Here is a 4,177-nt window from a genome sequence, read left to right as displayed (position 1 = left end):
AAGGTGAATTGATTGGGACGCATTTTGAACCGCAACCCGAACCAACTTCGGCGCGTAAACGTTGGATAGCTTACGGACTTGTACCTGCGGGGAAATTGTATTTAGATGAAGGTGCGATCGCAGCAATTTCTCTAGCAGGAAAATCGTTATTAGCAGCTGGAACTAAGTTAGTAGAAGGAGAGTTTGACACGCAGGATGCGGTGCAATTGTGTGACATCAACGGTAACGAAATAGCTAGAGGACTTGTAAATTACAACAGCAATGAACTGCAAAAGATTTGTGGGCGTCATTCGCGGGAAATTTCCACAATTTTAGGTTATGCCGGTGCAGAAACTGTGATTCATCGGGATAATTTGGTTTTGACTTAAAATCGAAATGAGATAAATTTTGTGAGTATTAACTGAGAGAGTAAAACATATTATGACTCAAACGTTAGAAAATGCTGTTAACTTACCAGAAGAACAACGCTTCTTTCGACATGGGTTAACTTGGGAACAGTTTAAAGCAATTCAAGCCAGCTTTGAAAATGTGCCAGGTGTGCGGCTATTTTATTGTGATGGAGTTTTAGAGATAGTGACTATTGGTAAGCCTCATGAAGCGATTAAGTGTTTAATTGCTGCACTGCTGATTACTTATTTTGAAATCAAGGGGATTGAATTTTTCCCCAGTGGGAGTTTTAGCCAAATTATTTCCAAAATAGTAGAATATCAAGCTGATTTATCTTATTGCTTTGAAAACGACAAACCTATACCAGACCTCTGCATTGAAGTAGTCATTACTAGTGGTAGTCCCATAAAATTACAGAAGTACAAATTAATGGGAGTCCCGGAAGTTTGGTTTTGGGAAGATGGCACAATTGAAGTCTACTGCTTACGAGAGCAAGAATATGAGAAAGTTGTTAATAGTGAGTTGCTAGCAGAATTAGATTTATCTCTGCTCAATCGTTGTCTTTTGTTATCGTCTCCCTTGGAAGCGATTAGAGAGTTTCGCCAAGATATTCAACAGTAATAATGAAACGATTAGTGATTTTTGAATTTCGTCACATTAATGTTATCACTGCGCCAGCATTTTCAGCGGATTAAAGAAATAGTTGACTGGAGTTTGACACTAGCCATTTTGTGCATGGTCGGTTATATAACTTTGGGGCAACTCGCTCAATTGTACTGGGCTATGGTGGTGTTTGGAGGATTAGCCGGTAGCTTCGGTCTTTTTTATGAATTTTCCTGTGAAAAACTAGCAGATTTAAATGCTATTGAGGATATATACAAACTTGAAAAGGTAATTGCGACCTCAGCTTTGGCTCAAGATTTACTTGGGAAATTCGCTCACAGAAACCCTGAGATTACAAATCAGTTTCCTAAAAAGGTAATTTCTTCCATTACTCCAGATTGCTTACTATGTGTGTTATTGATAAGAGCTTCCCCCAATAGCTTTTAGTTAAAGAATCCAATAAGTAACCCAAAAAAACTACAGCAAAGCGATCGCCTTTTTACCTTTCAAGCCATCCCCATTTCTGCTAAAGCCACACCCCCCCACAAAGGTGCATCATCCCCCAACGTTGCCGGCACAATTTCAAAATCAACTTCAGGCAAAGCCGTCTCCCGCGCCACCTGACGCACCACCCGCCAGAAATCCTCCCCTGCCTTCGTCACACCGCCTCCCAACACAAAACGCTGCGGATTCATCAAGTTCGCTACATTGCCAATACCCACACCCAGCGCCCAAGCAGCCTTGTGCAAAACTTCCTTCGCCAAATCATCTCCAGCCGCCGCCGCCTCACTTACCAACTGCCCCGTCAGCAACGTTAAATCATCCCCCACCAAACCCCTCAAAATCTCTCCATCTCTGAGTACTCCGCGCCTCTGCGGTTCCTTTTCCAAAATTTCCCTAGCATTTTGCGCCATATAAGGCCCCGAAGCCAACCGTTCCACACATCCCCGCTTCCCACACAAACAAAGTGGCCCAGCAGGATCTACAACGATATGTCCAATTTCGCCAGCCATTCCACCAGCACCCCGCCAAGGCTTACCGTTGAGTATCCAACCGCCACCCACGCCAGTGCTGACAGTAATATAAAACAGGCTATCGTATCCCTGTCCCGCACCAAAGCGATGTTCACCCAAAGCAGCAACGTTAGCATCATTATCTACATCAACAGCAACGCCAAACTCCTCCTCCAACAAGGCTTTGAGAGGAATATTTTCCCATCCAGCCACATGATGAGAAAGTCGCACCGTCCCCGTGGAAGCATCAACCGGGCCGCCAAAGCTAATACCGATCGCAGCAGGTTTTGTATCTTTTAGCAGCGAGTAAATGAGCGATCGCATAATTTCCGAGTCAGTGCTAGCATCTGCACCTACTGGCGAGAGACGACGTTCATAACGCAACCACTTTCTCGAACCGATATTGACTGTTGCTGCTGCCAGCTTTGTTCCGCCAAAATCGAGAGCTAAAATTAATGTCATTCACTCACCTTTTATTACACCATCACACAATTTAGTTTCTTTCTGAAGAAAGATGTTTGCACTCAAGATACATTTAACACTAGAAAAACTAAACTATTATTTAGCAACTCATGACTACTGAGCAACCCGATCCACTTATCGATTTCTCTCATGCTAAAGAACCTCCTCGCTCTCTTGATGTTGATAAAGCTCAAGAGGCAGATCCCATCGAACCAGAAGAAGTTAGCGGACAGAGTAAGCAAAATCCCACTCCTGATGATTTGAATCGCGAAGATGAAGATCCCAGAATCGGGGGTAGTCAAATAATCAGTGGGAATATTTCAGCTGGGTAAATAGTTACTCATCTCTTTGTGAGTTGAGTACTCCATCAATAAACTGTTGTAATCGTTCATAATGTGAACCTTTCCAATAAATGCGATCGCAGTCTTGGCAACGCTGGAATTCATCAATCTGCGATCGCACCTTTTCTGGCACTTGTTCAATAATGGATTGCTTATCTACAGGTTCTAATAATCCATTGCAACGCAAACACCGTTTAAATGGTGAGATTAATTTAAACAAGTCGAAGCGTTGCAGTACTTCTATGATTTGTTGTTGAGGGTTAGTGTTTCTAACATAATATCCATACGTTACCAAACTACGCATCAATAGACCTTTATCACGAGTCAAGAGAATCCGCGCTTGAGTATAAGATATTTGGGCTAATTTCTCGTCCTCGTAGTCATTGCGGTATAAAGTATCAAAACCTAAAAGTCGTAAAGATGTCGCCAGCTTCCCCAAATGAATATCTAAAACAAAGCGGATAATACTGAGAGGTTTTGGCAGAACAGAAACGCTTGGTATAATAATATTCCTAGCTGAAATTGGATAAACATTGATAGTATCTCCATCAGAAACTATGTAAGAAAAATTTACATATTCACCATTAACATTTATAGAATCCACCTCTGGATGAGGGACACCCAACGACTCAATCATGTCCTTAATAGAGACTTTTTCCTCAAACACAGGAGAGATTCTCACCTGTTTGTGATGCCGTGGTAAAAAATGATTCAATTCTGCATGAAAGTAGAAATATGCGATCGCCATAGCTAGAGATATTTGGACTAGTAAGTGCGCCTTTACTAGTAACAATTTGTCACAATTGCAAAACTTTATCTATTATATTGAAACTATCAATGCTTATTGTAATAGCCTATCCTTACTATGAAATGCTTGTTCACCTTGATTTAAGCAATGTCCTAGAGGCAACACACTGTAAAGAAGTCATAAAGATTCTTAAAAACTTGCATTTCTTATTGACTTCAGTTACAGTCAAAGCAGATGCCTATCATCAAACCCTGACACAAGCTTCGGGAAGTTAGATTAGGTAAAACGCTAAATAGTAAATTTGTTAATGTTAATGTCAGTGACACTGCTAATAATTAGTCACTACTTTTAATTATTAACTTATCGCAGATGGAGTACGGGGAAGTAAAGCATTTACCCCTAATTTGACTTTTTTTATTTTCTCAAACTATTGAGAATTATTTGCAATATGGATAATTCGATAGATAAATTGAAAGCAGGTAGTGTGGAAGAAGTCTTAAAACAGTATTGGCTTACCAAAACTCTTTTTGTTTATTAAATATTTCCGCATCTACCTTTAGGAATACATTTTTTAGATGAACGGCACAGAATTATATCTTTATATGTAAAAACAGGATATGTAA

6 protein-coding genes are annotated in these 4,177 nt (G+C 40.5%); 4 read left to right on the top strand and 2 right to left on the bottom strand.

Annotated features, from left to right (window positions below; all coding sequences use genetic code 11):
* The 3 genes from IQ229_RS15780 to IQ229_RS15770 all read left to right on the top strand — a co-directional run.
* The coding region (locus IQ229_RS15780; protein ID WP_322744000.1) for a PUA domain-containing protein at nt 1-368 on the top strand (368 nt) is incomplete at its 5' end.
* Nucleotides 369-420: 52 nt separating this feature from the next.
* Nucleotides 421-1,008 (top strand): Uma2 family endonuclease, encoded by a 588-nt coding sequence (locus tag IQ229_RS15775; RefSeq protein ID WP_194045207.1) that lies wholly within the window; start codon nt 421-423, stop codon nt 1,006-1,008.
* A 93-nt stretch (nt 1,009-1,101) separates the two neighbouring features.
* Nucleotides 1,102-1,437 carry a hypothetical protein gene (locus tag IQ229_RS15770; RefSeq protein ID WP_194045205.1) on the top strand — a complete coding sequence of 112 codons (336 nt, stop codon included), beginning with the start codon at nt 1,102-1,104 and terminating at the stop codon, nt 1,435-1,437.
* A 59-nt stretch (nt 1,438-1,496) separates the two neighbouring features.
* On the opposite strand, the gene IQ229_RS15765 is transcribed toward IQ229_RS15770, so the two are convergent.
* Entirely contained in the window at nt 1,497-2,465 is a 969-nt protein-coding gene (locus IQ229_RS15765; protein ID WP_194045203.1) for an ROK family protein, read from the bottom strand.
* 110 nt (nt 2,466-2,575) lie between these two features.
* Here IQ229_RS15765 and IQ229_RS15760 point away from each other — a divergent pair, with 110 nt between their 5' ends.
* Nucleotides 2,576-2,797, top strand: a complete 222-nt coding sequence (locus tag IQ229_RS15760; protein ID WP_194045201.1) for a hypothetical protein — start codon at nt 2,576-2,578, stop codon at nt 2,795-2,797.
* Nucleotides 2,798-2,801: 4 nt separating this feature from the next.
* On the opposite strand, the gene IQ229_RS15755 is transcribed toward IQ229_RS15760, so the two are convergent.
* Nucleotides 2,802-3,554, bottom strand: coding sequence for a Mut7-C RNAse domain-containing protein (locus tag IQ229_RS15755; RefSeq protein ID WP_194045209.1), 753 nt, complete (start codon nt 3,552-3,554; stop codon nt 2,802-2,804).
* Nucleotides 3,555-4,177 lie beyond the last annotated feature (623 nt).

The sequence above is a fragment of the Nostoc cf. edaphicum LEGE 07299 genome (assembly GCF_015207245.1).
Lineage (GTDB): Bacteria > Cyanobacteriota > Cyanobacteriia > Cyanobacteriales > Nostocaceae > Nostoc > Nostoc edaphicum_B.
Note: the sequence above shows the minus strand (reverse complement) of the source record. Positions and strands in the feature narration are given on the sequence as shown.

Coding starts and splice junctions, on each gene's coding strand:
- IQ229_RS15775 (WP_194045207.1), top strand. CDS start 421: ATGACTCAAACGTTAGAAAATGCTGTTAACTTACCAGAAGAACAACGC.
- IQ229_RS15765 (WP_194045203.1), bottom strand. CDS start 2,465: ATGACATTAATTTTAGCTCTCGATTTTGGCGGAACAAAGCTGGCAGCA.
- IQ229_RS15760 (WP_194045201.1), top strand. CDS start 2,576: ATGACTACTGAGCAACCCGATCCACTTATCGATTTCTCTCATGCTAAA.
- IQ229_RS15755 (WP_194045209.1), bottom strand. CDS start 3,554: ATGGCGATCGCATATTTCTACTTTCATGCAGAATTGAATCATTTTTTA.